At 56.6% G+C, this 24,146-nt stretch carries 22 protein-coding genes; 10 read left to right on the forward strand and 12 right to left on the reverse strand.

Annotated elements, in window-relative coordinates; genetic code table 11:
* The first annotated feature begins 111 nt into the window (after positions 1-111).
* The 4 genes from ubiG to yfaE all read left to right on the forward strand — a co-directional run bounded on the left by ubiG (position 112) and on the right by yfaE (position 4,909).
* Positions 112-840 carry a bifunctional 2-polyprenyl-6-hydroxyphenol methylase/3-demethylubiquinol 3-O-methyltransferase UbiG gene (gene ubiG, locus DFO56_RS13580; protein ID WP_020454501.1) on the forward strand — a complete coding sequence of 243 codons (729 nt, stop codon included), beginning with the start codon at positions 112-114 and terminating at the stop codon, positions 838-840.
* A gap of 345 nt (positions 841-1,185) precedes the next feature.
* The gene (gene nrdA, locus DFO56_RS13590; protein ID WP_020454502.1) at positions 1,186-3,471 is read left to right on the forward strand and encodes a class 1a ribonucleoside-diphosphate reductase subunit alpha; all 2,286 of its coding nucleotides are present in this window, start codon (positions 1,186-1,188) and stop codon (positions 3,469-3,471) included.
* Positions 3,472-3,524: 53 nt separating this feature from the next.
* A complete protein-coding gene (gene nrdB / locus DFO56_RS13595) occupies positions 3,525-4,655 on the forward strand; it encodes a class Ia ribonucleoside-diphosphate reductase subunit beta (protein ID WP_017458568.1) in 1,131 nt (376 codons plus the stop codon).
* Positions 4,655-4,909, forward strand: a complete 255-nt coding sequence (yfaE, locus tag DFO56_RS13600) for a class I ribonucleotide reductase maintenance protein YfaE (RefSeq protein WP_017458569.1) — start codon at positions 4,655-4,657, stop codon at positions 4,907-4,909. Before nrdB ends, yfaE begins: the two co-directional genes overlap by 1 nt.
* A gap of 27 nt (positions 4,910-4,936) precedes the next feature.
* On the opposite strand, the gene glpQ is transcribed toward yfaE, so the two are convergent.
* Together glpQ and glpT are read right to left on the reverse strand one after the other, a co-directional pair.
* A complete protein-coding gene (glpQ, locus tag DFO56_RS13605; protein ID WP_045514190.1) occupies positions 4,937-6,001 on the reverse strand; it encodes a glycerophosphodiester phosphodiesterase in 1,065 nt (354 codons plus the stop codon).
* 12 nt (positions 6,002-6,013) lie between these two features.
* Complete coding sequence (gene glpT / locus DFO56_RS13610; protein WP_045514192.1) at positions 6,014-7,366, reverse strand: glycerol-3-phosphate transporter; 1,353 nt, start codon at positions 7,364-7,366, stop codon at positions 6,014-6,016.
* A 273-nt stretch (positions 7,367-7,639) separates the two neighbouring features.
* Between glpT and glpA the strand changes: the two genes are divergently transcribed.
* The 3 genes from glpA to glpC are packed head-to-tail and all read left to right on the forward strand — an operon-like array spanning position 7,640 to position 11,695.
* Positions 7,640-9,262 carry an anaerobic glycerol-3-phosphate dehydrogenase subunit A gene (glpA, locus tag DFO56_RS13615; RefSeq protein ID WP_045514194.1) on the forward strand — a complete coding sequence of 541 codons (1,623 nt, stop codon included), beginning with the start codon at positions 7,640-7,642 and terminating at the stop codon, positions 9,260-9,262.
* A complete protein-coding gene (gene glpB / locus DFO56_RS13620) occupies positions 9,252-10,508 on the forward strand; it encodes a glycerol-3-phosphate dehydrogenase subunit GlpB (protein WP_045514196.1) in 1,257 nt (418 codons plus the stop codon). Before glpA ends, glpB begins: the two co-directional genes overlap by 11 nt.
* A complete protein-coding gene (gene glpC / locus DFO56_RS13625; RefSeq protein WP_045514198.1) occupies positions 10,505-11,695 on the forward strand; it encodes an anaerobic glycerol-3-phosphate dehydrogenase subunit GlpC in 1,191 nt (396 codons plus the stop codon). The genes glpB and glpC overlap by 4 nt, the downstream gene beginning before the upstream one ends.
* A 23-nt stretch (positions 11,696-11,718) precedes the next feature.
* Here glpC and DFO56_RS13630 read toward each other — a convergent pair whose 3' ends face one another.
* Positions 11,719-12,918 carry a nicotinamide mononucleotide deamidase-related protein YfaY gene (locus DFO56_RS13630; RefSeq protein ID WP_020454508.1) on the reverse strand — a complete coding sequence of 400 codons (1,200 nt, stop codon included), beginning with the start codon at positions 12,916-12,918 and terminating at the stop codon, positions 11,719-11,721.
* Between the two features lie 93 nt (positions 12,919-13,011).
* A complete protein-coding gene (locus DFO56_RS13635) occupies positions 13,012-13,554 on the reverse strand; it encodes a YfaZ family outer membrane protein (RefSeq protein ID WP_045514200.1) in 543 nt (180 codons plus the stop codon).
* A gap of 172 nt (positions 13,555-13,726) precedes the next feature.
* Between DFO56_RS13635 and nudI the strand changes: the two genes are divergently transcribed.
* A complete protein-coding gene (nudI, locus tag DFO56_RS13640) occupies positions 13,727-14,152 on the forward strand; it encodes a nucleoside triphosphatase NudI (protein ID WP_045514202.1) in 426 nt (141 codons plus the stop codon).
* On the opposite strand, the gene menE is transcribed toward nudI, so the two are convergent.
* From menE to DFO56_RS13680, 8 genes are all read right to left on the reverse strand, one after another.
* Complete coding sequence (gene menE / locus DFO56_RS13645) at positions 14,149-15,510, reverse strand: o-succinylbenzoate--CoA ligase (protein ID WP_045514204.1); 1,362 nt, start codon at positions 15,508-15,510, stop codon at positions 14,149-14,151. The two genes, nudI and menE, sit on opposite strands and share 4 nt — an antisense overlap.
* The gene (menC, locus tag DFO56_RS13650) at positions 15,507-16,472 is read right to left on the reverse strand and encodes an o-succinylbenzoate synthase (protein WP_020454512.1); all 966 of its coding nucleotides are present in this window, start codon (positions 16,470-16,472) and stop codon (positions 15,507-15,509) included. Before menC ends, menE begins: the two co-directional genes overlap by 4 nt.
* A complete protein-coding gene (menB, locus tag DFO56_RS13655; protein ID WP_045514207.1) occupies positions 16,472-17,329 on the reverse strand; it encodes a 1,4-dihydroxy-2-naphthoyl-CoA synthase in 858 nt (285 codons plus the stop codon). The genes menC and menB overlap by 1 nt, the downstream gene beginning before the upstream one ends.
* Positions 17,326-18,102 (reverse strand): 2-succinyl-6-hydroxy-2,4-cyclohexadiene-1-carboxylate synthase, encoded by a 777-nt coding sequence (menH, locus tag DFO56_RS13660; RefSeq protein WP_045514210.1) that lies wholly within the window; start codon positions 18,100-18,102, stop codon positions 17,326-17,328. Before menH ends, menB begins: the two co-directional genes overlap by 4 nt.
* Positions 18,099-19,769 (reverse strand): 2-succinyl-5-enolpyruvyl-6-hydroxy-3-cyclohexene-1-carboxylic-acid synthase, encoded by a 1,671-nt coding sequence (gene menD, locus DFO56_RS13665; protein WP_020454515.1) that lies wholly within the window; start codon positions 19,767-19,769, stop codon positions 18,099-18,101. Before menD ends, menH begins: the two co-directional genes overlap by 4 nt.
* A gap of 71 nt (positions 19,770-19,840) precedes the next feature.
* Complete coding sequence (menF, locus tag DFO56_RS13670) at positions 19,841-21,136, reverse strand: isochorismate synthase MenF (protein WP_045514213.1); 1,296 nt, start codon at positions 21,134-21,136, stop codon at positions 19,841-19,843.
* Between the two features lie 87 nt (positions 21,137-21,223).
* Positions 21,224-21,529: a stress response protein ElaB gene (gene elaB, locus DFO56_RS13675; RefSeq protein ID WP_020454517.1), complete on the reverse strand. Its 306-nt coding sequence runs from the start codon at positions 21,527-21,529 to the stop codon at positions 21,224-21,226.
* A 53-nt stretch (positions 21,530-21,582) separates the two neighbouring features.
* Entirely contained in the window at positions 21,583-22,044 is a 462-nt protein-coding gene (locus DFO56_RS13680; protein ID WP_045514216.1) for a GNAT family N-acetyltransferase, read from the reverse strand.
* Between the two features lie 62 nt (positions 22,045-22,106).
* Here DFO56_RS13680 and rnz point away from each other — a divergent pair, with 62 nt between their 5' ends.
* Both rnz and DFO56_RS13690 read left to right on the forward strand, forming a co-directional pair.
* Positions 22,107-23,024: a ribonuclease Z gene (gene rnz, locus DFO56_RS13685; RefSeq protein ID WP_045514220.1), complete on the forward strand. Its 918-nt coding sequence runs from the start codon at positions 22,107-22,109 to the stop codon at positions 23,022-23,024.
* A 77-nt stretch (positions 23,025-23,101) separates the two neighbouring features.
* Entirely contained in the window at positions 23,102-24,127 is a 1,026-nt protein-coding gene (locus DFO56_RS13690) for a chemotaxis protein (RefSeq protein WP_044489694.1), read from the forward strand.
* Positions 24,128-24,146: the final 19 nt, after the last annotated feature.

Below are 24,146 nucleotides of genomic sequence, written 5' to 3' on the forward strand. Positions count from 1 at the left end.
ATAACACAACCGCTTTGATACAGGTAAACCTATAGCACCCGTGCAAAGGTTTATTCATCCCGTTGGCCTGATATACTCACGGGTCTTATTGATAGAGGAGTTATTGCGCCCATGAATGCCGAAAAAACGCCGGTCGCTCAAAACGTTGATCATGCTGAAATCGCCAAATTTGAGGCTGTCGCCTCGCGCTGGTGGGATAAAGAAGGTGAGTTTAAACCCCTGCACCGCATCAACCCGCTGCGTCTGGGTTATATCAGCGAACACGCTGCCGGTCTGTTCGGTAAGAAAGTGCTCGATGTCGGCTGCGGCGGCGGGATTCTGGCGGAAAGCATGGCGCAGGAAGGCGCGGATGTCACCGGGCTCGATATGGGCTTTGAACCGCTCCAGGTGGCGCGTTTGCATGCGCTGGAATCTGGCATTCAGGTCAATTATGTGCAGGAAACTGTAGAAGAACATGCGGCAAAACATGCACAGCAGTATGACGTCGTCACCTGCATGGAGATGCTGGAGCATGTTCCGGATCCGCAATCGGTGGTGAAAGCTTGTGCGCAACTGGTCAAACCCGGCGGTCATGTCTTCTTCTCTACTATTAACCGCAACGGCAAAGCCTGGTTGATGGCGGTAGTCGGCGCGGAATATGTGCTGCGCATGGTGCCGAAAGGGACGCACGACGTGAAGAAATTTATTAAGCCAGCAGAGCTCTTACATTGGATTGACGGCACCGTGTTACAGGAACGTCACATTACCGGGTTACATTACAACCCGTTGTTAAACCAGTTTACGTTAGGGCCGGGTGTGGATGTGAACTATATGTTACATACAACGGCAAAAAATGACTAAGGTCATCAGATAAAGTGATAGAAGATTGCGCAGCATCAAGTTGCGCAATTGCCTTTCCCGATGAAGAAATCAGCACTCGATCAAAAATTCATTTTTTTTTGCGAAATATTGACATCGCCGCCAGGCCTTACGATACGAGGACTTAGCGATTATCACCCTTTCGCAACCTCAATTTAACCTCAAAATCAACTCTTGTACTGAAAAGAATCCTTACTAGAATACTCACCATATAGCGTTTCTCTTATCGCAAACCCCCTATATGTAGTATTTATCCACAGAGTTAATCACAGCAACGAATTGTGGATAAATGGGGGGATATTTTCTATTTCACGGACAGGTAATCACATGAATCAGAGTCTGCTGGTGACAAAGCGTGATGGTGGCACTGAGCGCATCAATCTCGACAAAATTCATCGAGTACTGGATTGGGCGGCAGAGGGGCTAAGTAACGTATCTATCTCTCAGGTTGAACTGCGCTCACACATTCAGTTCTACGACGGTATCAAAACGTCCGATATCCACGAGACCATCATTAAGGCCGCCGCGGATCTGATTTCCCGCGATGCGCCGGACTACCAGTACCTGGCCGCACGCCTGGCCATTTTCCACCTGCGTAAAAAAGCCTACGGCCAGTTCGAGCCGCCTGCGCTGTTTGACCACGTGAAGAAAATGATTGAGCTTGGCAAATACGATCATCATCTGCTGGAAGACTACACGGAAGAAGAGTTCAAGCAGATGGACGGTTTTATCGACCACTGGCGCGATATGAACTTCTCCTACGCGGCGGTGAAGCAGCTGGAAGGTAAATACCTGGTGCAGAACCGCGTGACCGGCGAGATCTACGAGAGCGCGCAGTTCCTGTATATCCTGGTTGCCGCGTGCCTGTTCTCCAACTATCCGCGTGAAACCCGTCTGGACTACGTGAAGCGCTTCTACGATGCCGTTTCCACGTTCAAAATTTCGCTGCCGACGCCGATCATGTCCGGCGTGCGTACGCCGACCCGTCAGTTCAGTTCCTGCGTACTGATCGAGTGTGGTGACAGCCTGGACTCCATCAACGCCACTTCCAGCGCGATTGTGAAATACGTTTCCCAGCGCGCCGGTATCGGTATCAACGCCGGCCGCATTCGTGCGCTGGGTAGCCCGATCCGCGGTGGTGAAGCGTTCCACACCGGTTGTATCCCGTTCTACAAACACTTCCAGACGGCAGTGAAATCCTGCTCGCAGGGCGGTGTACGCGGCGGCGCGGCAACCCTGTTCTACCCGATGTGGCATCTGGAAGTCGAAAGCCTGCTGGTACTGAAAAACAACCGTGGCGTGGAAGGTAACCGCGTACGTCACATGGACTACGGCGTACAGATCAACAAACTGATGTACACCCGTCTGCTGAAAGGTGAAGAGATCACCCTGTTCAGCCCGTCCGACGTGCCGGGTCTGTACGATGCGTTCTTCGCCGATCAGGACGAGTTCGAACGCCTGTACACCAAATATGAAAAAGACGACAGCATCCGCAAACAGCGCATCAAAGCGGTGGAGCTGTTCTCCCTGATGATGCAGGAACGCGCGTCAACGGGCCGTATCTACATTCAGAACGTCGATCACTGCAACACCCACAGCCCGTTTGACCCGGTGGTTGCCCCGGTACGCCAGTCCAACCTGTGCCTGGAAATCGCCCTGCCGACCAAGCCGCTGGATGATGTGAACGACGAAAACGGTGAAATCGCGCTCTGTACGCTCTCTGCGTTTAACCTCGGCGCGATTAAAAACCTCGACGAGCTGGAAGAGCTGGCCACGCTTGCGGTGCGTGCGCTTGATGCCCTGCTGGATTATCAGGATTACCCGATTCCGGCCGCTAAACGTGGCGCGATGGGCCGCCGTACGCTGGGTATTGGCGTCATCAACTTTGCTTACTGGCTGGCGAAGAACGGCAAACGTTACTCGGACGGCAGCGCGAACAACCTGACGCATCAGACTTTCGAAGCCATTCAGTACTGGCTGCTGAAAGCCTCTAACGAGCTGGCGAAAGAGCAAGGCGCGTGCCCGTGGTTCAACGAAACCACCTACTCGAAGGGTATTTTGCCGATCGATACCTACAAGAAAGATCTCGACGGTATTACCAACGAGCCGCTGCATTACGACTGGGAAGCGTTGCGTGAATCGATCAAAACGCACGGCCTGCGTAACTCCACGCTCTCCGCGCTGATGCCGTCTGAAACGTCGTCGCAGATCTCCAACGCCACCAACGGCATTGAACCGCCGCGCGGTCATGTGAGCATCAAAGCGTCGAAAGATGGCATCCTGCGTCAGGTAGTGCCGGATTATGAAAAACTGAGTAATGCCTACGAGCTGCTGTGGGAAATGCCGAATAACGACGGCTACCTGCAACTGGTCGGCATCATGCAGAAATTTATCGATCAGTCGATTTCGGCGAACACCAACTACGACCCGTCACGCTTCCCGTCGGGCAAAGTGCCGATGCAACAATTGTTGAAAGACTTGCTGACCGCCTACAAATTTGGTGTGAAAACGCTGTACTATCAAAACACCCGCGATGGCGCGGAAGATGCGCAGGATGACCTGGCACCTTCCATCCAGGACGATGGCTGCGAAAGCGGCGCATGTAAGATCTAACTAAGGGGCGGGGAAACCCGCCCTTTTTTTTCGCAAGACAGGACTCACATTTCATGGCATACACCACTTTTTCACAGACGAAAAACGATCAGTTGCTGGAGCCGATGTTCTTCGGCCAGCCGGTTAACGTGGCGCGCTACGATCAGCAAAAATATGACATTTTCGAAAAGCTGATTGAGAAACAACTCTCCTTCTTCTGGCGTCCGGAAGAAGTTGACGTTTCCCGCGACCGTATTGATTTCCAGGCGCTACCGGAACACGAAAAGCACATTTTTATCAGCAACCTGAAATACCAGACGCTGCTGGATTCCATTCAGGGTCGTAGCCCGAACGTTGCGCTGCTGCCGCTGATCTCTATCCCGGAACTGGAAACCTGGGTAGAAACCTGGGCGTTTTCAGAAACGATCCATTCACGCTCTTACACCCACATCATCCGCAACATCGTTAACGATCCGGCGGTGGTGTTTGACGATATCGTCACCAACGAGCAGATCCTCAAGCGCGCGGAAGGCATCTCGCACTTCTACGACGAGCTGATCGAAATGACCAGCTACTGGCATCTGCTGGGGGAAGGCACGCACAACGTCAACGGCAAAACCGTGACCGTCAGCCTGCGCGAGTTGAAGAAAAAACTCTACCTGTGCCTGATGAGTGTGAACGCGCTGGAAGCGATTCGCTTCTACGTCAGCTTCGCCTGCTCCTTCGCTTTCGCCGAGCGTGAGCTGATGGAAGGCAACGCCAAGATCATTCGCCTGATTGCCCGCGACGAAGCCCTGCACCTGACCGGCACCCAGCATATGCTGAACCTGCTGCGTTCCGGCGCGGATGACCCGGAAATGGCCGAGATCGCCGAAGAGTGCAAACAGGAGTGCTATGACCTGTTCGTGCAGGCAGCATTGCAGGAAAAAGAGTGGGCGGAATACCTGTTCCAGGGCGGCTCGATGATCGGTCTGAACAAAGACATTCTCTGCCAGTATGTTGAGTACATCACCAACATCCGTATGCAGGCAGTCGGTCTCGACTTACCGTTCCAGACCCGTTCGAACCCGATTCCGTGGATCAACACCTGGCTGGTTTCCGATAACGTCCAGGTGGCACCGCAGGAAGTGGAAGTGAGTTCCTATCTGGTCGGCCAGATCGACTCTGAAGTCGACACCGACGATCTGAGCAGCTTCCAGCTCTGATGAGCCGCGTTACGCTTAGCCTTTCCGGCACGCACGTCCAGTGCCAGGATGAGCACCCTTCCCTGCTGGTGGCGCTCGAATCGCACCAGGTGGAAGTTGAGTACCAGTGCCGCGAAGGCTACTGCGGCTCCTGCCGCTGTCGCCTGGTGGCAGGCCAGGTGGACTGGATTGCCGAGCCGCTGGCCTTTATCAACGAAGGGGAAATTTTGCCCTGCTGCTGCCGGGCGAAAGGCGATATCGAAATCGAGATGTAAAAAAGGGCCTTCACAGGCCCTTTTGTTTTACTTGTGCTTTAAAAACTGCACCGCTTTATCCGGGAAATCGGTGAACAAACCATCGACACCCGCCTGCTGATACAACACCTTATAGAGCTGATTCACATCGCTGGCGTACGGCGGAAGCTGATCCGCGCGTACGGTAAACGGATGGACCTGCAAATGGCTGGCATGCGCCTCTTTCACCATTGCCGTAAGCTTGACGTTACCCGGTTTTGAACCGTCCGCCACCAGCATGTGGTAGTCCGGACCGATACCGTCGGCATACCGGGCGATCTGCTTCATCGCGCCGGGTTTGAACATCCAGTCGTAACTGTAATTCACCCATTTGCCATCCGGCTGCTGCTCCTGCGTTTCATTCCATTTGGTATACGCAATCAGCTGTACCAGTTTAAGATCCATCCCCATCTTCGGTTCCAGCTCATTCTTAATGCGCTTGAGCTCATTGACGTCAAAACATTGCAGGTACACGTTGTCCTGCTTGCTGGTGTAACCGTACTTTTTCAGCACTTCCAGCGTTTTTGCGGCAATGTCTTTCCCCTCCTGATGGTGGAACCAGGGCGCTTTGATCTCCGGATAAATACCGATGTTTTTGCCAGTGGAGTGGTTTAACCCCTGCACAAACTCGATCTCCTCTTCAAACGTGTGAATGCGGAAATCGGATTTGCCCATCGGGAAACGCCCCGCATAGACCTGCACTTTTTTGCCCTTTTCCAGCTCGAACCCTTCGGTAAACTTCAGCGAGCGGATCTCGTCGAGCGTAAAGTCGATGGCGTAGTAACGCCCGTCTTTACGCGCGCGCTGTGGGAAGCGCTCCGCGACATCCGTCACGCGGTCGAGATAGTGATCATGCAGAACGACCAACTGGTCGTCTTTGGTCATCACCAGATCCTGTTCCAGGAAATCCGCGCCCTGCGCATAGGCCATCGCTTTCGCCGGTAAGGTATGTTCCGGCAGATAACCGCTGGCGCCACGATGGGCGATAACGATTTTATCGGCGGCCAGCGCCTGGCTGGTTAACGCGCCTGCCAGCAGCAGGCTTGACGTCATACGGGTGAAAGTGGTTTTCATCAGTGCTCCCTGTTAGCTGCGACGCGCCAGCACGTCGGCATGGTGACGTTTCTCGCCAATCATCACGATAACCAGCAGTAAAACCGCCAGAATACTGCCGCCAATCATCACCATAAAGCCGCCATCCCAGCCGAAGAAATCAACGGTATAGCCAACAATGGCGCTGGCGGCGACAGAACCGCCAAGATAGCCAAACAAGCCGGTAAAGCCCGCCGCCGTACCCGCCGCTTTTTTCGGCGCCAGCTCCAGCGCATGCAGACCAATCAACATCACCGGGCCATAAATCAGGAAGCCGATGATGATCATACAAGCCATATCCACGGTCGGGTTACCCGCCGGGTTCAACCAGTAAACGATAGTCGCAATGGTCACCAGCGTCATAAAGAACACGCCCGTTGCACCGCGATTACCGCGGAAGACTTTATCCGACATCCAGCCACACAGCAGCGTGCCGGGAATACCCGCATATTCATAGAAGAAATAGGCCCACGAGGATTTATCCAGCGCGAAGTGTTTCACCTCTTTCAGGTAAGTCGGCGACCAGTCGAGAATGCCGTAGCGCAGCAGGTAAACAAAAACGTTCGCGACCGCGATATACCACAACAGTTTGTTCGGCAGGATGTACTGCATGAAAATCTGTTTGGCGGACAACTCTTCTTCGTGCTTGTCGCTGTAATCATCCGGGTAGTCATTTTTGTACTCTTCAATCGGCGGTAAGCCGCAGGATTGTGGCGTATCGCGCATCAGTGCGAAAGCAAGAATGGCCACCAGAATCGCGCCAAACGCGGGCATATATAACGCCGCGTGCCAGTCGTTAAACCACGCCATCCCCAGCAGGAACAGCAGCGGAGGAATGCCACCACCGACGTTATGCGCACAGTTCCACACCGACACAATGCCGCCGCGCTCTTTTTGCGACCACCAGTGCACCATAGTGCGCCCACACGGCGGCCAGCCCATCCCCTGGAACCAGCCGCACAGGAACAGCAGCACAAACATGACCATGATGCTGGATGTGGCCCACGGCACGAAGCCCATAACCAGCATCACCGCCGCCGCCAGAATTAACCCGGCGGGCAGGAAAACGCGCGGATTCGAGCGATCCGACACCGAACCCATAATGAATTTCGAAAAACCGTAGGCAATGGAGATCCCGGACAGCGCAAACCCCAGATCGCCACGGGAAAAGCCCTGTTCGACTAAATACGGCATCGCCAGCGCAAAGTTCTTACGCACCAGATAGTAGGCGGCATAACCGAAGAAGATCCCGAGGAAAATCTGCCAGCGCAACCGCCGGTACAGCGGGTCGATTTGCGCATCGGGCAGACGCGATTGATGGGGGGCAGGTCTAAAAATACTCAACATAGCGGCCTCCGTGGCGCGGTAAGACTCATATCTTTCATTAATGAGTGAAAACGAACATAACCAGAGTTATTCGCGGCGGATTGTAGTGAAAGTTTTAACCAGAGAGAATGAGTTGTCGCAGATATTGTTACAGAAATATGACAAACATCTAACTTCACGCAAGAAAGCGCGTTTCACTTTCGTTTTTTGCTCGAATATGCGCGATATCAAACAAACCACAATCATAGTATGGCTAAATGGTTGCTAAGGAACGTCGACCAGAAGGACGCGAACATGCGCAACTCCAGTGACTACGATGTGATTATTATCGGCGGCGGCGCGACCGGCGCAGGCATCGCCCGCGACTGCGCCCTGCGCGGCTTGCGCGTGGTGCTGCTTGAACGCCACGATATCGCCACCGGCGCGACCGGCCGTAACCATGGCTTACTGCACAGCGGTGCGCGTTACGCGGTGACCGATAACGAATCAGCACGTGAATGTATTGCCGAAAATCAGATCCTCAAACGCATCGCCCGCCACTGTATCGAACCGACAGACGGCCTGTTTATCACCCTGCCAGAAGATGATCTGGTCTATCAAAGCCAGTTTATTGACGCCTGTCTGCAAGCGGGGATCCCGGCGCAGGCCATCTCACCGCAGGAAGCGCTGCGCATGGAGCCAAGCGTCAACCCGGCGCTGATCGGCGCGGTGCGCGTACCGGACGGCACGGTTGATCCTTTCCGCCTCACCGCCAGCAATATGCTGGACGCGCGCGAGCACGGCGCCAAAATCCTCACCGGACATGAAGTGTGTGGCCTGATCCGCCATGGCGACAGGGTGAGCGGTGTGCGGCTTTATCATCCCGCCAGCGGCGAAACACAGGAGTTACATGCGCCTGTGGTGGTCAACGCCGCCGGGATTTGGGGCCAGCGTATCGCTGAATATGCCGATCTGAACATCCGCATGTTTCCGGCGAAAGGCGCGCTGCTGATCCTCGATCACCGCATTAACCAGCACGTCATCAACCGCTGCCGCAAACCCGCCGACGCCGATATTCTGGTGCCTGGCGACACGATTTCACTGATTGGCACCACCTCTACGCATATTGATTACGCCGATATCGATAACCTGCGCGTCACGCCTGACGAAGTGGATATTCTGCTGCGTGAAGGGGAAAAACTGGCACCGGTGATGGCGAAAACGCGCATTCTGCGTGCTTATGCCGGTGTGCGACCGCTGGTCGCCAGCGATGATGATCCGAGCGGGCGCAATGTCAGCCGGGGAATTGTGTTGCTGGACCACGCGCAGCGCGACGGACTGGAAGGGTTTATCACTATTACCGGCGGCAAACTGATGACTTACCGGCTGATGGCCGAATGGGCAACGGATGCCGTGTGTCGCAAGCTCAATCATCATGCCCCTTGCACCACCGCCACCGCGCCGCTGCCTGGCTCACGTGAGCCGACAGAACAGGCGCTCAAAAAAATCATTTCTCTGCCGACGCCGCTACGCGGTTCGGCGGTCTATCGCCATGGCGATCGCACGCCAGCCTGGCTTGGTAGTGACAGACATAACCGCAGCCTGGTTTGCGAATGTGAAGCCGTCACCGCCGGGGAAGTGCAGTACGCCGTCGAAAACCTCAATGTCCACTCGCTGCTGGATTTGCGCCGCCGCACACGCGTCGGGATGGGCACCTGCCAGGGCGAGCTATGCGCCTGTCGCGCCGCCGGGTTGCTTAACCGCATGCATGTCACGACCGAAAGTGAATCTCTGCATCAACTGGCCGGTTTTCTTAATGAACGCTGGAAAGGCGTTAAACCCGTTGCCTGGGGCGATGCGCTGCGTGAAAGCGAATTCACGCGCTGGGTTTATCAGGGGTTGTGCGGTCTGGAAAAGGAGGCGGAAGATGAGATTTGATACGGTCATTATCGGGGGCGGGCTGGCCGGTTTAGTCTGCGGGATCCGTCTTGCGCAGAGCGGCCAGCGCTGCGCCATTGTCAGCCGCGGACAGAGTGCTCTGAGCTTCTCTTCCGGCTCGCTGGATTTGCTTTCACACTTACCCGACGGCCAGCCCATCGATACGCTTGATAGCGCCATCGCGCACCTCCAACAGCACCATGCCAGTCATCCTTATGCCCGGCTCGGCGCAGACCAGGTTCGCCACTATGCACACCAGGCGCAAACGCTGCTGGCAGATTGCGGCCTGGCATTACAGGGCGATGTTGATACGCCGCACCAGCGCGTAACACCGCTTGGCACATTCCGCACCGCCTGGCTTAGCCCGCAGGAAGTGCCGGTAAAAACAGAAACCCACCAGCACACTGGCGTCGTTGGTATCAGTGGTTTTCTTGATTTCCAGCCGCAGCTTGCCGCTGGTGCCATGCGTAAACGCGGTATTGACGCGCAGGCAGAAGAGATAGATCTGCCGCTACTGGATCGGCTGCGTGATAACCCCAGCGAATTTCGCGCGGTGAATATCGCCCGCCTGCTGGACGCACCCGAGCACTACAACGCCCTGTACGAAGCGCTGCTGCCGCTAAGCCAGCACTACGCGATGCTCTATCTGCCCGCCTGCTTTGGTCTGACGGACAACAGCGTCTTTACGCGCCTTAACCAGCAACTGGCCTGCCCGCTGCGCCTGCTGCCTACGCTGCCGCCATCTGTACCGGGTATGCGCATGCAACAACGCCTGCAACAGGCGTTTATACGCAGCGGCGGTAACTGGATGCCCGGTGACGAGGTGCTGCGTGCCGATATCGCCGATCAGCGCGTAACGCAAGTGTGGACGCGTAAACATGAAGATATCCCGCTGCGTGCGCGCAATGTGGTGCTCGCCAGCGGCAGTTTTTTCAGTAACGGGCTGGTTGCCGGGCGCGATCGCGTGCGGGAAACGGTGTTTGATCTCGACGTGCTGCAAAGCGCGCAGCGTCAGGAGTGGTATCGCGATGATGTGTTTGACAGCCAACCGTGGCAGCAGTTTGGCGTGCAGACCGACGCGCAACTACACGGCCTGCGCGAGGGCGACGCCGTGAACAATCTCTATGTGGTTGGTTCCGTGCTGGGCGGTTTTGATGCCATCGCCCAGGGGTGCGGCGGCGGCGTTTGCGTCGTTACCGCGCTGCATGCCGCACAGCAAATTAGCGCACAGGGAGGCGAACAATGAACAATACGCAATTTGAAAGCTGCATTAAATGCACCGTTTGCACCACCGCCTGCCCGGTCAGCCGCGTCAACCCCGCTTACCCTGGCCCGAAGCAGGCAGGCCCTGATGGCGAGCGTCTGCGGTTAAAAGACGCCGCGCTGTATGATGATGCGCTGAAGTACTGCACCAACTGCAAACGCTGCGAAACTGTCTGCCCGTCCGGGGTAAAAATTGGCGATATTATTCAGCGCGCCCGTGCCCAGTACGCGCCGAAAAAGCTCTCCATACGTAATGCCATTCTCAGCCACACCGACCTGATGGGGACGCTATCAACACCGATGGCACCGCTGGTGAATGCGGCAACATCACTAAAACCCGTGCGCCAGTTGCTGGATACCGCATTAAAAATCGATCACCACCGCACGCTGCCAAAATATTCCAGCGGTATATTTCGCCGCTGGTATCGCAGCATTGCCGCGCAGCAACAGGCATTTGCGCAGCAGGTGGCGTTTTTCCACGGTTGCTACGTGAATTACAACCATCCCCAGTTGGGTAAAGATCTGATCCGTGTGCTGAACCATATGGGCATCGGCGTACAGTTATTGCAGCGGGAAAAGTGCTGTGGCGTACCACTGATTGCGAATGGGTTTTTCGATAAAGCGAAAAAACAGGCGCAGTTTAATGTGCGCTCGCTGGAGCAGGCTATCGGGACCGAGGGACTGCCGGTTATCGCCACCTCGTCCACCTGTGCTTTCACCCTGCGCGATGAATATCCTCACCTGCTGGATGTGGATAACAGCCATTTGCGCTCGCATATCGATTTAGCCACGCGCTGGATCTGGCGCATGCTCGACGAAGGTCGCGCGTTGCCGTTGAAAGAAACGCCGCTGAAAGTGGTCTACCACACACCGTGTCATATGGAAAAAATGGGCTGGACGCACTACACGCTGGAGCTGCTGCGGCGCATCCCCGGGCTTGAATTGACGGTGCTGGATTCGCGCTGCTGCGGGATTGCCGGCACCTACGGCTTTAAAAGCGAAAACTACCCGACATCGCAGGCGATTGGCGCGCCGTTGTTCGAGCAGATTGAAGCCAGCGGCGCGGATCTGGTGGTGACGGATTGTGAAACCTGCAAATGGCAAATTGAGATGTCCACCAGCAAACGCTGTGAACATCCCATTACGCTACTGGCAAACGCATTGGGGTAACGGCATGCCGTTACCCTCAGCGATCACTCTACCGACAGCGTTTCCACCACGTTGATCCAGCCGTGATCGCTGGCAATGTCTTTGCCCGCCAGCCAGCGGCGCAGGATGTTCAGCGCCATCATGGCGCATACTTCCTGGCGCACCACCAGCCCGTGGCGGTTGGTGTTGAATTTCACCCGCAGCGCGCGGGTGCCTTCCGGCGTCGCCAGCGCGAAGTTGAGATGATCCTCTTCAAGACCGGTCACCGTCAGCGCCAGCCCGGCGAGATGGCGATTGCGCAGCTCGGTGGTCCAGCGGGCACTCTGCGCCAGCGCTTCCGCCTGCGACGGTAACACTTCGCTGGCCAGCAGCGGCGCACCAGCGCGGGAAAGCTGTAAGGCCACCAGACCGCCGGTGAACTGTTCGCTCAGTGTCAGGCTGAGCTGACGTTCCCGCAGGGTTGCGGCAAGTGCTGCCGGTAAACCCTCGGTGCCTTCAAAAATCAAACTTTCCCCGGCGACACGTTTCACTTCCGGCCACAGCGCTTCCATCGCGGCGCGATGCTCTGCCGGGCCGGTCAGTTTTAATTCGATAATCGGCATCGAAGAGCGGTAGCCCATCACTACGCCTGGCGGCAGTTGAAGGTGTTGCAGGCTCTGCGCCAGATCGCTCTCTGAGCGACCGAAAGTGGTTAAACGCAGGCAAACCGGCGGCTCCGGCAAGGTAAAGCGTGCGCGCAGGCGCGGCAGAATTTCTTGTTCCACCATCACTTTAAATTCCGATGGTACGCCCGGCGTGAAGAACATCAGGCAACGGTTGAGCTGCAGAGCAAAACCACAGGCGGTACCGACCGGGTTATCCACCAGTTCGGCGCTGGCCGGGATCTCGGCCTGTTTGCGGTTACTCGGGGCCATTACGCGGCCACGTTCGGTAAAGAAGCGTTCCATTTGTGCCAGCCACGCTTCGTGTAACACCAGTGCTTCGCCTTTGGCGGTCGCCGCCGCCAGCGCGCTGAGATCGTCACTGGTCGGCCCCAGGCCGCCATTCACAATCAGCACATCCGCGTGCTCACTACGTTCACGCAGGATAGCGACCAAATCATCAAGGTTATCGCCCACGGTGTTACGGCGCGTGAGAGGCAACCCCTGGTTAAAGAAAAAGTCAGCCAGCCAGGCCGCATTGGTATCCACAATCTGGCCATGCAGCACTTCATCGCCGGTCGATAACATCTCCACATTTAACATCGTTAGCTCCTGCAATCGAGGTTGAAACACTATAGCGCATGCGCAGAGGAAAAACGGAGACAAACGGGCGCGGACAGAGGCCGCGCCAGGGGATTAGAAACTGGCGCTAACGCCAACATACGGGCCATCGGCAACCGCGTTATCGCGACGCCCTTCTTTACCGGTCATGTCGATGTAGCGGTAACCAGCCTCAACCGTCAGCGGGCGCATAATGGTATAACGCGCCCCGGCGTTCGCTTCCTGATACTCTTTCACGCCGCTGGAGAGTGAATCCGGCGAGTAGTAGTATTCACCGAAAATACTGAAGCTGCTGGCAATTTTCCACTGCAACCCGCCACCGACAGCAACGGCATAACCTTCGCTGCCCACATCCGGATTCAGATAAATGCCTTTACCGCCGACGGTCGCAAGGAACGGACCAAGCGGGATGTTGTAACCGAGCCCCAAACCGGCGATATCGCCGTCATCTTCACTGTGTGCCCAGTTACCGCTCACGGCGATCCCGCTGGTTTCAGTTCCCAAACCGAAACCAAAGTTGGTGTAATCTTTCCCAATCTGGCCGTTCAGACTCACGGCCTGCGCCCCAACAGAGACCAGCAACACGCTGGCTAAACCTAATAAAGCAACCTTCTTCATTTTTGATTTCCGCACATAACGGGCCTGATGCCCAAAAGCCTCTGATTGTACGCCTATTTTTCTGTCAGCAGAATGAATAAAAAGGCCAGTAACTATAGACGGGGTCAATTTTTCTACACCAGCGCTTGCGTTAACATGGCGCGTTATGTTCACCATGCTAAAGGAGTTAACCATGCGACAACGGACGATTGTGTGCCCATTGATTCAAAACGACGGCGCCTATTTGCTGTGTAAGATGGCCGACAATCGCGGTGTTTTCCCCGGTCAATGGGCATTATCCGGCGGCGGTATGGAACCTGGCGAGCGGATTGAAGAGGCGCTGCGCCGGGAGATCCGTGAAGAACTGGGCGACAAGCTGGAGCTGAGAGAAATCACCCCGTGGACATTTCGCGACGATATTCGGGTGAAAACCTATGCTGACGGCATAAAAGAGCAGATCTACATGATTTACTTAATTTTTGACTGCATCAGCACCAATCGCGACGTCAGTCTTAATGACGAATTCCAGGATTACGCATGGGTAAAACCTGCGGATCTGCACCGCTACGATCTGAACGACGCGACCCGCACTACGTTAAAGATGAAAGGCTTACTCTAAGAGTGGCTGGCGACCCATTGTGCCACTGCACTACGGGAGATTTTAATGCCGCCATTTTTAAGCGCTGCGGGCATCATTAGCCAGCGTACCGGCTGCTGGAAACGGGCCAGTTTATCGGCGACCCACTGGCTCAGCGCATCGGCATCAACATCGCCTGCGCACTCCACCACCGCCACCGGGCGTTGACCAAATTCGGCGTCATCGACAGGCACCACCAGCACCTGCTGCACCTGCGGGTGGCGGGCAATAACGCGTTCAACTTCTTCTGGCTGAATGCCTTCCCCGCCGCTGAAAAAAAGATTGTCCAAACGCCCGTGAATGGTCAGGCGACCATCGCTCAGCTCGCCGCGATCGCGCGTGGCAAACCAGCCTTCACTGTTTACCAGCGGGAGGAGTTCTCCGTTGCACCAGTAACCCGACGCCATGCTGGCCGCACGCAACCAGACTTCCTCGCCGACAATTTTCACTTCACGCCCTGGCAGCGCGTAGCCGACATCAGGCTTGCCATCGGCCTCTTTCGCACACACCGTCGAAGCGAATTCGGTTAAGCCGTAGCCGCACCAGCTGCGGACACCGCGCTCGCGTGCCTGCTGCGTGAGTTCAACAGGGATCGCGGCACCGCCCAGTAACACCGCTTTCAGCGAGACCGGAACGTTGTCATTTAACAAGCGCCACAGCTGCGTTGGAACCAGCGAGGCGTGGCTGCACCCGGCCAGCGCCTGCTCCAGCGGTGCTTTTTGCCGCACGGTGATCCGCGCCCCGGCCAGCAGCCAGCGCCACAAAATCCCCTGCCCGGAAACATGAAACAGCGGCAGCGAGAGAAACCAGTCGTCTTGCGCGGTAAACGGGATCAGCGCCAGCACGCCCTGCGCACTGGCAAGATGCGCTGCGCAGGTATGCACGGCGGCTTTCGGCAAGCCGGTAGAGCCGGAAGTCAGAGTCATTGAGGCCAGCCGTTGAGGCTGCCAGTCAACGGCATAATTGCCGTCAGCCTCGCTTAACGCCAGCGATGTTAAACCGGCATACGCCGCATGCGACTCCAGATCGAGCGCGAAACGCAGCGTCAACTGCCCTAACAGCGCCTCCAGTTGCGTGGCGGGTAACTGCGGGTTCAGCGGCAAAACCCGCGCGCCGCATTGCAACAGCGCCAGCCACGCCAGCAGCGTTTCCGGCTGATTGCGCGCGCGCAGCATAACGCCGTCGCCCGACTGCACGCCCTGGCGGGCAAACCCGCTGGCCAGCCTGTCAATACGCACACAGAGCTCATGCCAGTTAAGGCTTTGCTGCTCAAGGCGGATCGCCGCCTGCTCGCCTTGTAGCGTGCGCCAGTGACGCCAGGGCCAGTCGGGAAAAATCATAGCAATGGTTCCAGCGCATCAACCTGCAAGCAGGGTAAATCACTCTCAGGCCAGCGGCGGATCAACTGCGTTTGCATTAATTGCAGCGTATCCAGACCCGGCACCGTTCCCGGCGTCAGCCAGGCGGCGATACGCGCCAGTTGCGTCAGACCAAGGCTCGATTCGATTGACGAACTGATAACGGTCGTCAGCCCCAGCGCTTTCGCCGCTGCAACCTGCTGTTGGACTTTCTGCAAGCTGCCGGTCAACATCGGTTTAATCACCACGGCGCCGACGCCTGGCTGCTGCTCAAAACGAAAGTCTGCGTCACGCAGGCTCTCATCCCAGGCGAGAGTAATGCCGGTCTCGCGGGCAAACGCCAGTGACTCCTCGCGTGTCTTGCAGGGCTCTTCGAGAAAGGCAATGCGCGAGCGGTAAGCCGGGTTGACATACTTCGCAAACTGTTGCGCTTTCAGCGGCGTCCAGGCACGGTTAGCATCCAGCCGCAACCGGAGATCGGGAATGGATTCCAGCAGCAAGTTGACCACCATGCCGTCACGCACCGCTTCATACAGCCCCACTTTCACTTTCGCCAGCTTTTCACCCGGCAAAGCAGCAAGCGCGGCGAACAGCTCGTCCGGATCACCGCTACACAGCATCGCGGCGCGGTAATCCGCCGCCTGCGGCAGCGCATCACCAAGCTCTGCCAGCGCGCAACTCAAACCAAATGCCGCAGAAGGCACGTCCGGCAACGGTGGCTGTTCGCCATCGCACCAACTACGCGCCCACGCCATCACAACCGGTTGAACGTCATCCAGCGTTTCCAGGCTAAACCCCGGCAGAGGGGAAATCTCCCCCCAGCCTTCGCGCTCGCCTTCGGTGAGATGAACGAACAATCCGTCACGTGTTTTCAGGCGCCGCTCACGCAGCACCACACCCGCATCAAGCGGGATTTGCCAGCGATAAACCTGCGCCTGTCGCATTATGGATTCCGTTTGAATTTGCTGAAATCAGGCTGGCGTTTTTCGTTAAACGCATTGCGGCCTTCCTGCCCTTCTTCGGTCATGTAGAACAGCATGGTGGCGTTACCCGCCAGTTCCTGCAGCCCCGCCTGACCATCGCAGTCGGCGTTCAGCGCGGCTTTCAGGCAGCGCAGCGCCATCGGGCTGTTTTGCAGCATTTCGCGGCACCAGCGCACGGTCTCTTTTTCAAGATCGGCAACCGGCACAACGGTATTGACCAGCCCCATATCGAGTGCCTGTCTGGCATCGTACTGGCGGCAGAGGAACCAGATTTCGCGCGCTTTTTTCTGCCCCACGATGCGCGCCATGTAAGACGCCCCCCAGCCGCCGTCGAAGGAGCCGACTTTCGGGCCGGTCTGGCCGAAAATGGCGTTTTCCGCTGCGATAGTCAGATCGCACATCATGTGCAGCACGTGTCCGCCGCCGATGGAATAACCCGCCACCATCGCCACCACCGGTTTCGGACAGGTGCGGATCTGGCGCTGGAAATCCAGCACGTTGAGATGATGCACACCGGAGTCATCCTGGTAGCCGCCGTAATCGCCGCGCACTTTTTGATCGCCGCCGGAACAGAAGGCTTTTTCCCCTTCGCCGGTGAGAATAATCACGCCCACGCTGTCGTCATAGCGTGCGTCAGCCATGGCCTGAATCATCTCTTTGACCGTCAGCGGACGGAACGCATTGCGCACCTGCGGGCGGTTAATGGTGATTTTGGCAATACCATCGGCCGATTTCTGATAACGGATGTCGGTGTAACCTTCAGAACAGTCACGCCATTCAACCGGCGCATAAAGCATGTTTTCATCTGGGTGGATCATAGTGTGTCCTTTGTCTCAAGACGCAGAATACGCGCCAGGGCGGCAATAACGGCAGCGGGATTTTCCCGGTGCGCGTTGTGCCCGGCGGCAGGAATGGCGTGACAGTGGCGCGAGACTTGCGTCGCCAGCGCCTTAAATTTGCTGTCATGTTCACCGTATAAATAATGTACTGGCACAGAAAGTGTCTGAAGTACGGCGCGTAAATCGGGCTGGCAGGCAAGCGAGGTTGCCTCCAGCATCGCCGCCAGCCTCGCACCGTTATTCTCGCAGCGTGTCGCCACCAGCGCCGCCCGTTGCGATTCACTCAGCGTGGCAAAAACAGGCTGCCGGTACCAGGCGTCAAATACCTCACTCAATGGCTGCTGGCGAAAACGCGCAGCCCATTGCTGATCATTACGCAGCCGCTGTGCGCGATCATCCGCGGATGTCATCCCCGGATGACCACCTTCAACCACCAGGCCACACAGCCCGACAGGGTGCTGGCAGGCGTGGTACATCGCCACACGCCCACCAAGCGAATACCCCACCAGCCAGTAGTTGCGTATGTTGTAGTGCTCAAGGGTGGTGCGCAGCAGCGCGTCCAGCGCATCAAAGGAAGCAACGCCAGTATGGGCTGAACCACCATGTCCGGGCAGATCGAGGTACAAGCGCGGGAAATCACTCAGCGCGTTGCCAACGTGCTGCCATTCGCGGTTATCGCCGGAAAAACCATGCAGAAACACCAGCCACGGTTGCGGCTGGTGTCCACTAATGGCCTGGCCGTGCAGGATCACAGATGGCTTACCTGCGCCAGCAGCGTTTGTAACGTCTGCGCGCCGTCAGTTGCATTCACCACCAGTTCAATCACCGTCGCACCTGGCTTGCACCAGGCGCCTTCCAGCGCCTGCTCAAGCTCAGCCCAATTCTCCGGTTGATGGTAAGCAAGGCTAAACATCGCCGCTGCATGCGCAAAATGGACATTCTGCGGCATCAAATAAAACTGCTCGCGCTCGGCGGGCGGCGTGGGCAGTAACGAAAAAATTTGCCCGCCATTGTTATTCACCACCAGCAGGACGAATGGCGCAGAAGCCTGCCGCAGCAGCGCCAGCGCATTGAGGTCGTAAAGCGCGGAGAGATCGCCCACAATCGCCAGCGTAGGCCGCGCGGTAGCGCGCTGAACGCCCGCCGCCGTTGAAAGCAAGCCGTCAATACCACTGGCGCCGCGATTGCTGTAAACCGGATATCCCGCCGGGAGTTGCCCCAGCGCATCGACCAGCCGCACGACCAGGCTGTTGCCAAGAAAAAGCTGGCCCTGGGCTGGCAAATAATCCGCGATGCGGTGCGCCAGCTGTGCCTCGCCAAAAATATCACGCTTCGCACAAACGGTTTCCCAGGCCTGCGCCGAAAGGCGTGGGATCGCCTCGCACCAAGGGGCGCGCGGTTCAGCCGGATGCTGCTCCAGCCAGTCAGCAACGCTGGAAACCAGCCGACGCCCGCGATGGTGGGCCGGATCGAGCCGCCCTTGCAGGCGATCAATCAGCCAGTACTCTTCCGGTTCGCAGGTCGCCTGCCACTGCAACAGACGTTTGCCGGTCAGACTGCTGCCAAACTGCAACACAATCTGCGCCTGATTCAGCTCCGCCACTGCCTGGCCATTGCCGAGCCAGAGATCGGCACACGGCAGCGGTTGCCCGGTCTGCGAAAGCGCATCGCCAATCAGCGGCCAGCCGAGCGTTTTCGCCCATTCAGCAAGCAAACGGCCTTCAGCCGCGCTCATGCGACCAGCTACGATCACGCCGCGTTTTTGTCGCCAGAAAAACCAGTCGCGCTGCGTTTCGCTGTTCACCCTGTTCGGTGCGCGCAGCCATGGCGTGTCTGACTGCCACCAGTCACCCAGCGCCTGCTGCCAGGCAAGGCCGGTATCATCCATTTCACCGTACAGCGGCTCGGCAAACGGACAGTTAATGTGTACCGCGCCGCCCTGTAACGAACCCAGCAGGTTATCAAGGGTGGAAACCAGCCAGCGCGCAGGAATGTCCTGTGAGGGTCGCGGCAGCGCGAGAGATTCAGCGGGATGCGTGGCAAACATGCCCGGCTGGCGAATTGCCTGGTTGGCACCGCAATCAATCAACTCCGGTGGTCGATCTGCCGTCAGCAGCACCAGTTTTTCACCGGTCAGCCCTGCTTCAATCAGCGCGGGATAAAGGTTCGCCACCGCCGTGCCGGATGTCACGATCACCGCCACCGGCTCATTGCTGGCCTTTGCCAGCCCCAGCGCAAGATGGCCTAAGCCACGCTCATCAAAATGGGTGTGGTGAATAAAGGCGTGATTTTCCGCTGCGGCGAGCGTTAATGGGGTGGAACGGGATCCCGGGGCAATGCATACATGCCTGACGCCGTGACGGGTAAGAGCTTCGAGGATCACCGCCGCCCAGCGTCGGTTAAATGAGCTTATCGACATGAATTTGTCCGGTATCAATATTACGGCTTAGTATAAATAATCAGGAACTATGTATTTTTGATATGAGTCGGTTATGCGTGACTAAGTTGTAATAATGATCGTAATCCCGCCGCTTTGTTCTCAATTTCCTGCCACTCTTGCTCCGGGTCTGAACCGGAAACAATGCCCGCACCGGCGTAAAGACGCACGGTATTGCCGTCAATTTTTGCCGAACGCAGGGCAACGCAGAACTCACTCTGTTGCCGCGAAAGATAGCCCGCCGAACCGGCATACCACGCGCGCTGAAAAGGCTCATGACGCGCAATAAATGCCCGCGCTTCACGGCGGGGTAATCCCGCAACTGCCGCTGTCGGCTGGAGCATTTGCAGGCAGAGCGCGTCATCCGGCGTTTGCAGATCGGTCCAGATACAGCGGCGAAGATGCTGTACTTTACGCAGCCGGACCACCTTCGGCGGCAGCACCTCCAGCGCACCGGTCTGCTGTTGTAAACGCTGGCAGATATCCTCCACCACCAGCATATTTTCACGCTGGTTTTTATCATCGGCCATTAGCCAGTCGGCAAGCTGTTGCGCCTGCTGGTCATCTTCATGATTGGCCACCGTTCCGGCCAGCGCTTCGGTGCGCAAAGCCGTGCCGCGACGCCGCCAGAGCCGCTCGGGCGAGGAGCCTAAAAACGCCGTTTGCGCGTCGAACGCCATCATGAAATGAAAGCAGTGATGATTGAGGCGACGGCTGGCGGCCATCAATGCGGCGGCATCCACCGCGCTGGCAAAATGGTAATCCGTTGCGCGGGCGAGCACGACTTTATCCAGTTCGCCGCTTTCCAGCGTTTGCAACGCCTGCGCAATCAGCGTTCGCCAGCCATCGCGCTCGGGGATGTGATGCTGCTCAAGGCACGTTTGCTGCACGTTTTGCAGCGGTGTCGATTCCACCAGCGCCGAAAGAAATGCGATTGCGCGCTGTGCGTCATCACAGAGGGAAGTCTCGCTGAAAATGTACACGCGCAGAAAGGCGTGCCCGCCTTCCCGACGCCACTCCAGGCGCGGTAAAAACAGTTCGCCCTGCGTGGGATCAAAGGCGTTAAGCCCCCAGATGCGGACATCTTCAGCGCATTGCTGCATAAAATCTTGCGCCAGGGATAAAGAAGAGAAACGGCGCAATGCGCCAAGCGCGGCGGCTTCGTCATCGCCGCTACGTTGCTGCCAGTAAAATTGCGGCCACACGTGCTGGCTGGCAAGCCACGTCAGGGGATCAAAAGCGTCGTTTAACGGGAAAGGTGCATCAAAAAAGCACAATCCTGACGACCGGGGAATGGCGCCGGTCAGGCAGCGGTGTAAGTGTGAAAGCGCCGAGGAAATGGAGTACACGCGAGCCCCTCCCTGTTAAAAACCACATAGTATACGGGGTACTTAACGTAATAACAGTACCCCCTTCTAGGGAGGGGAAGTGAAACGTTAGCGGCGGGCTAACAGCAGACCGAGCACCAGACCCACTGCGGCACCGGCACCAATGCCCTGCCACGGTTTTTCATGCACGTAGTCGTCTGCGCGATAGACGGCTTTTTTCGCACGGTAGTAATACGTATCCGATGCGCTGCTGACGCGGTTTTTCACGTCATGCAGCGCCTGTTCGGCACGGGCTTTCAACTCAATGTACTTTTGATCGGCAGGATCGCCCGATGAGCGGAGAATTTCTTCCAGCGTTTCGCTCAGCAGGGTCAGGTCGTCATCAATATGTGATTCATAAGAATGATATGCCATCTGTTGTCTCCATGTTATGCACCTGTCCGCTAACTATAGACAAAGGCTGCCGGTTACGCCTGGCGGATCTCGCGCGCCATCCCGATATGCGCGATACCATCTTCGTCATACACATCCGTCACCGCCTGGAAACCAAAATGGGCATAGAAAGATTGGAGATGTGCCTGCGCACCCAGATATAGCGCGTGCTGCGGCCAGTGTTGCTCGCAGGAAAGCACCGCGTGTTCCATTAACTGATAGCCCAGTTTTTCGCCGCGAACCTGCGCACTGACAATCACCCGACCGATAGCCACCGGCGAGAGATCATCGTCACTTTTCAGAATCCTCGCATACGCCACCAGTTCGTCGCCTTTCCAGCCGAGAATATGGCGGTTCTCGCCCACCAGGTCATCACCATCCACATCCAGATAAGCGCAGGTCTGCTCAACCACAAACACTTCGCAGCGCAATTTCAGTAACGCATACAGCTCAGGAACGGTCAGTTCGGAATGGTGCACATCCTGCCAGCGGATCATGTTGTTCTCCTCATTTATAGTGACCTCGTTATACTAGATTCTTTTTCATTCGGGCAAAGATTGTGGAACTGATTTTCTTAGGCACCTCTGCGGGCGTACCTACACGGGCGCGTAATGTCACGGCGATGCTGCTCAATTTACAACACCCAACCCGCGCCGGGCTTTGGCTGTTTGATTGCGGCGAAGGAACCCAGCACCAGATGCTGCGCACCGCCTTTCACCCTGGCAAACTCGATAAAATTTTTATTACTCACCTGCATGGCGATCATCTTTTCGGGCTGCCTGGGTTGTTATGCAGCCGCTCAATGGCTGGCAATGTTCAGCCGCTACAGATTTACGGTCCGAAAGGGATTCATGAGTTTGTGGAAACCACGCTGCGGCTTAGCGGTTCATGGACCGATTACCCGCTGACGATTGAAGAAGTGACGCCTGGGCTGGTGGTTGATGATGGTTTGCGCAAAGTGACCGCTTACCCGCTGTCGCACCCGGTGGAGTGCTACGGCTACCGGATTGAAGAGCATGATAAACCCGGCGCGCTGAATGCGGCGGCGTTAAAAGCGCAAGGCATCCCGGCAGGGCCGCTGTTCCAGCAATTAAAAGAGGGGAAAACCGTCACGCTGCCTGACGGGCGCATCATCAATGGCGCGGATTATCTCGCCCCGGCAGAAAGCGGAAAAAAACTGGCGATTTTTGGCGACACTGCACCCTGCCCGGCCGCGCTGGAACTGGCGCAAGGCGTGGATTTACTGGTACATGAAGCCACACTTGAGCAGGCGATGGAGGAAAAAGCGAACAGCCGGGGACACAGCTCAACCCGCCAGGCGGCGCAACTCGCTGCCGATGCCGGTGCAAAAAAGTTGGTGATTACCCATCTCAGTTCACGTTATGACGAACAAGGCAGCCTGGCGATGCTCGCCGAGTGTAAAACGTACTTTTCGCAAACGACATTGGCTGAAGATTTTGCGGTAGTTCACATTTGATTTTAATTTAGGCACTCTATTTTTTCTCCACCATGCCGATAATAGATATACGCAGGCATTTCCTATTTGAGGGCATGATGGACAATTTCCAGAAAGACATCGATGACAGGGCGAATCTTACTCTGTCGAACCGGTTTGAGCTGTTGCTGTTTCGCCTTGGCACATCGTTAGATGCCACCAAATCCGAGTTATTTGGCATCAACGTATTTAAGCTACGCGAAATCGTACCGATGCCCACCTTTACCCGTCCCGCAGGGATGAAAGCTCCACTGATGGGGATGGTCAACATTCGCGATCAGGTGATCCCGGTGATTGACCTTGCCGCCGTAGCGGGTTGTAAACCTGCAAGCGGTCTGAACATCTTACTGATTACGGAATATGCCCGTAGCGTGCAGGCATTTGCCGTTGAGTCCGTGGAAAATATTATTCGCCTGGACTGGAAACAGGTGCACACGGCCGAAAAAGCGATCAATGGTCGCTATATCACCAGTATTGCCTGCCTGGATGACGATAAGGATACCAACAACCTGGCGATGGTGCTGGACGTTGAGCAGATCCTGTATGACATCGTGCCTGCGGATCATGACGTACATGGCGATCATGTGCCGGACAAGAAATTCAACCTGAAACCGGGTTCTGTTGCCATTGTGGCCGAAGATTCCAAAGTGGCGCGCGCCATGCTGGAAAAAGGCCTCAACGCGATGCAGATCCCGAGTGCGATGCATATCACCGGTAAAGACGCATGGGAGAAAATCCAGTTGCTGGCGCAGCAGGCCGATGCGGAAGGTGTTGCAGTTAGCGATAAGATCTCCATGGTCCTGACCGACCTTGAGATGCCGGAGATGGATGGGTTTACCTTAACGCGTCTTATCAAAACCGATCCGCGTCTGAAAAACATCCCGGTGGTGATCCACTCATCGCTCTCGGGTAGTGCTAACGAAGATCACGTGCGTAAAGTGCAGGCAGACGGTTACGTGGCGAAGTTTGAGATTAACGAACTCTCGTCCGTGATTCAGGAAGTGCTGGATCGCGCTGCGAATAATATTCGCGGCCCGCTGATTAGCCACCACCAGGTAACGTCTACCCCGCTGCTGGCGAAGTAATCGTTCCGCATTTATCTGG

Source organism: Kosakonia sp. AG348 (genome assembly GCF_003337365.1).
In the GTDB taxonomy this organism is placed as follows: Bacteria; Pseudomonadota; Gammaproteobacteria; order Enterobacterales; family Enterobacteriaceae; genus Kosakonia.